The organism is Paenibacillus zanthoxyli JH29 (assembly GCF_000520715.1).
GTDB classification, from domain to species: Bacteria; Bacillota; Bacilli; order Paenibacillales; family Paenibacillaceae; genus Paenibacillus_AQ; species Paenibacillus_AQ zanthoxyli.
The window spans coordinates 1-4884 of sequence record NZ_ASSD01000382.1; the positions used below are offsets into that span (position 1 = coordinate 1).

Here is a 4884-nt window from a genome sequence, read left to right on the forward strand (position 1 = left end):
GGAATTGCTCTTCACCTGGACGGAGCAAGACTGTTCGAGGTTCTGCCCTACTATCAGAAATCTGCGGCTGAAGTCTGCGCGTTATTTGACAGCGTATATATCTCTTTTTATAAAGGTATTGGAGGAATTGCCGGAGCGATTCTCGCGGGCGATACCGGACTCGCTGAAGAGTCCAAGGTATGGAAAAGACGCCATGGCGGGGATTTGATCAGCCTGTACCCGTACATTCTCTCCGCCGACTATTATTTTGAAGAGAGATTACCTAACATGGGGCGGTACTATGAGGAGGCGGTGGAACTGGCTGCTCTGTTTAACAAATGCCAACAAATTTCCACTCTTCCGGCAGAACCTGTCTCGAATATGTTCCATGTTCATGCGGCGCTGCCTAAAGAACGGTTGGAGTCTTTGCTGATTGAGTTATATGAGGAAACAGGTGTCGGATTAACGCATTATTTAAGGGAAACTGGCGAAACTTCCTGCTATTTCGAGATTAGTGTCGGCGAACGCTATGCCCTTATTCCTAAGGAGGAACTTCACCGGGCGTTTGCCATACTGGATGAAAAACTGGCAGCCGTATTGTGATAAAACACAATCATGATAGATAAACTTTTGAATTTTCACCAAATGGCAAGCCTGCAATGTATGTTATCATTCTTTACATAGAAAACATTCACCAGACAGGAGATGTTAAGAATGATCATCGGAATTCCAAAGGAAATCAAAAATAATGAAAATCGGGTAGCTATTACCCCTGCCGGAGTGGTCAGCTTTGTTAAGGAAGGTCACGCGGTATTGGTCGAGAAGGGTGCGGGCCTGGGCAGCGGATTCCTGGATGAAGAATATGCGAAAGCCGGAGCGCAATTGATCGAAGGAGCCGCCGAGGTGTGGAGCAGCGCCGAAATGGTAATGAAGGTTAAAGAACCGCTGGAGAGCGAATACGGCTATTTCCGTCCCGGTCTTGTACTGTTCACCTACCTGCATCTGGCTCCGGAGCCCGCTCTGGCAAAGGCGCTGCAAGAAAAAGGCGTGTTCGCCATCGGCTATGAGACGGTTACCGAAGGCCGTTCACTGCCGCTGCTGACGCCGATGAGCGAAGTGGCTGGCCGGATGTCCGTTCAATTGGGCGCTCAATTCCTGCAAAGAAACTATGGCGGTCAAGGCATTCTGCTGGCTGGCGTTCCCGGCGTAAGCAGAGGTAAGGTCAGCATCATCGGCGGCGGCGTTGTCGGCACGAATGCGGCCAAGATGGCCATCGGACTTGGAGCGGACGTTACGATTGTCGACCTGAGCGCCGACAGACTGCGCCAGCTGGACGATATTTTCGGTGCACAAATCAACACGCTGATCTCGAACCCGTACAACATCGCCAAAGCGGTTGCCGAAGCGGACGTGCTGGTGGGTGCGGTGCTCATCCCGGGCGCGAAAGCTCCGAAGCTCGTCACGGAAGAAATGGTGAAGACGATGAAACCGGGCTCTGTAATCGTTGACGTAGCCATCGACCAAGGCGGTATCGTGGAGACGATCGACAAAGTGACGACACATGACAATCCGGTATTCGAAAAACACGGCGTACTGCACTATTCTGTAGCCAACATGCCTGGCGCTGTCGCCAAGACATCAACGATTGCCCTGACGAACGTTACCGTTCCTTATGCGCTGCAAATCGCAGGCAAAGGCGCACTGAAGGCTGTTCAAGAGAATGAAGGTCTGCTGAACGGCGTCAATATCGCGAATGGCAAAATCACCTGCAAAGCTGTGGCCGAAGCGCTCGGCGAGGAATACTTCACGGTAGCCCAAGCGATGTCACAGGAATTCACCCTGATCTAAATAGAGAATAAGATTCCCAATGAAGAAGAGGAACTCCAACTCCCAATTATGGAACAGTGCCCGTTAAATACGGGACTGTTCTTTTTTTGGCCTGAGTTTCCCGGCGCTTGTCGAAGTGGATCTGTTGATAGCAGGTTTTCAGCAAAGATGAAGCATACTATAATGAAAAAACTTAAGAATCATAATATCTCGTATGCATGAATGACTCGGCTATTCGGAAGGTTGGAGTGGAAAAAATGGCAGAAACCGGACCTAGTTTTGACCGTTTTTTTGACAGTATGGAGTCCCTGGCGGATACGATCAGCGAATCGCTGCAATCCCAAGTGACGATTGAAGATGACAAGCATCACGTTATCGGCTACAGTTCCCATCAATTTGAAAGCGATCCTGCCCGGATCTCGACGATCATCGGCAAGCGTGTGCCCGACTCCGTCATTATCGGTTTGCGGAAAAAGGGCATCATGCGCCAGCTGGAGAATACACCGCATCCCATCCGGATATCGGGTGTAATGGAGGTGGGGCTGGGCCCCCGCCTGGCGATGTGCATCAAGCACCAGAAGGAGGTTCTCGGCTATATTTGGGTCGTGGATGCGGGCAATCTGGCGGAGGGATATGCGGAAAGCGTCGTGGAAAAAGCGGCGCAAATCGCCGCGCGCTACCTGCTGAAGCAGCGGGGCTGGAAGACGAAGCAGACGCGGGCGCAGGAAGATTTTTTCTGGAAGCTGCTGACCTCGCATTACGGCACGGAGCAGGATATTAAGCGGGATGCGGAGCTGGATAACATCATGCTGCCGCCTGGATATTTTATCGGCGTATTTGAACCCGACCGGGCGGTGGACGACCATTTTCTGCTCAAATTCCGCCAGACTGCGGAAAGCTACTCCGGTGTCTCGCTAGTCTTCCTAACCACGGAGCATAACCGGATCATTATTCTGTTTTCGTTTCTCTTTTCAATAGAAGGGACGCAGACGCTGTCCTCTTTTATGACGCTGCTCGTCGAACAGATGAACAAGAGCGAAGGCTGCCGGATATCGGGGGGATGCAGTCTGTATTACGGGGAGTATCTCTCTGCGGCCGTTGCCTATACGGAGGCGGTGTCCATTGTCGAAATCAAGCGGCTGCTGCCTTTTCAAGCCCGTGAGCTGCTGTTATACGAGGATATGGGGTTTTGGGCGCATATTCCGGCGATTATCGAGCAGAAGCGCAGCCGGGGCCGCAGAAGTCCCCTGCTTAATCCGCTGAAGGAGCATGACCGGGTTCACAAGACCGATTTTGTTAAGACCGTCGCCGCCTACCTCACCTTTAACGGTAATCTGAAGGAGTCGGCCGCTTTTTTGCATATTCATACGAATACCTTAATGTACAGATTGAATCGGATTTCCGAAATTACGGGGAAAAATCTAAAGGATACCCATTACCGCTTCTCGATCTATTTGGATATTTTGACGGAGGAGACCCGGCAGTTGAATCAGTGGTTTGCGGAAGGTTGATGGAAGGTATGGCGGTTATACGAATTGAATGGCAGAAAATATATACATGGATGTAACATAAACCAGGCATTACTGCACCAATCTTATTACACTCTGTACAATGAAAAGTGAGGATGCGGGTCGTAACATAGTGTTTAGGAGTGACCAGATCATGGACGGAGGGATTGGAATGCAGACGCAAAACATATTCGTGAACGGTTCCCGGCTGAAGGATACCATCGAGGCATTTGCCGATTTCGGACGTACGCCTGCAAACGGCGTTACCCGGCTGAGCTTAAGCGAAGAGGACATCAAGGTGCGGGATTACTTCCGTTCCTGCTGTGAAGAGCTGGGAATGACCGTCAGAGTGGACGATATGGGCTGTATGTACGCGACGCTGGAAGGCACTGAGGATAAGCCCCCGATTGTAATGGGTTCCCACCTGGATAGCGTAGTGAAAGGCGGGCGTTTCGACGGTGTTCTGGGCGTAATCACCGGTCTTGAGGTTGTGCGAACCCTTGTGGACCATGGCATTAAGCCGCGGATTCCGGTAACGGTCATGAACTTCACGAATGAGGAAGGCGCTCGGTTCGAGCCTTCGATGATGGCGTCCGGCGTGCTGTCGGGCAAATTCGATAAAGAGGTCATGCTGAAGAGCAAAGACCCGGAAGGCGTTACCTTCGGGGAGGCGCTGAAGGCCAGCGGATACGAAGGGGACATCGCCAACCGCATCAAGGAAGCGTCCGCTTATTTGGAACTGCATATCGAACAAGGTCCTGTGCTTGAAAAAGAAGGCCTGACGATCGGACTCGTAGACTGTGTAGTCGGCATGGTCTGTTATGAAATTGAAGTTACCGGGGAATCCAATCACGCCGGCACGACGCCGATGGGCATGCGGAATGACGCGTTTTTCGCCGCTACCGATTTGGTGGTGGAGCTGCGGAGCAAGCTGGGCGAGTTGGACCCTGAACTGGTCTATACGATGGGCCGGGTTAATGTGTATCCCAATATCCACACGGTAATCCCGAATAAAGTCGTCTTCACCGTCGAGGCGCGGCATAAGAATGAAGAGGTTATCGCCGAAGTGGTGTCGGTCATTAACTCGCTTCCGGAGATGCAGGCGGGCTGCTCCGTTTCCAAGAAGAAACTTTGGGGCCGCGATACCGTGTGGTTCGACGACCGGGTATGCGGCGCGATTGAAAGCTCGGTGAAGTCGCTCGGGTATTCCCATAAAAAAATGGCCAGCGGTGCCGGACATGACGCCCAGTTCGTCGCAAGTTACCTGCCGTCGGCGATGATTTTCGTTCCGAGTGTGAAGGGCAAGAGCCACTGCGAAGAAGAGCTGACCTCGTACGAGGATTGCGAAAAAGGCGTAAATGTGATGCTGGAAACGGTGCTGACACTGCTGGGAGATGGCGGGGAGTAAGGTTCCAAGGAAATCGTGGCTTCCGCGTATGTTATATGGCAGGAGGCTGTTCCGTTAGAGGTCTTGTGTGACCTGTCTGGGACAGCCTCCTGTTGATTTCCGGGAATAATTGAAGGTTTATACGGCAAGCGGGCCGGTCAAGGATTGCTCCTTGACCGGCCC

4 protein-coding genes are annotated in these 4884 nt (G+C 52.0%); all 4 read left to right on the forward strand.

Translation table 11 applies throughout. The annotated features are described in order from the left end of the window. The coding region (locus L691_RS0114050; protein ID WP_025691130.1) for a beta-eliminating lyase-related protein at positions 1-582 on the forward strand (582 nt) is incomplete at its 5' end. A gap of 111 nt (positions 583-693) precedes the next feature. Further along, positions 694-1827, forward strand: a complete 1134-nt coding sequence (ald, locus tag L691_RS0114055) for an alanine dehydrogenase (protein WP_025691131.1) — start codon at positions 694-696, stop codon at positions 1825-1827. Positions 1828-2063: 236 nt separating this feature from the next. Continuing rightward, positions 2064-3317 carry a PucR family transcriptional regulator gene (locus tag L691_RS0114060; RefSeq protein ID WP_025691132.1) on the forward strand — a complete coding sequence of 418 codons (1254 nt, stop codon included), beginning with the start codon at positions 2064-2066 and terminating at the stop codon, positions 3315-3317. A 169-nt stretch (positions 3318-3486) separates the two neighbouring features. Beyond that, positions 3487-4722, forward strand: a complete 1236-nt coding sequence (locus L691_RS0114065; protein ID WP_025691133.1) for a Zn-dependent hydrolase — start codon at positions 3487-3489, stop codon at positions 4720-4722. Positions 4723-4884: the final 162 nt, after the last annotated feature.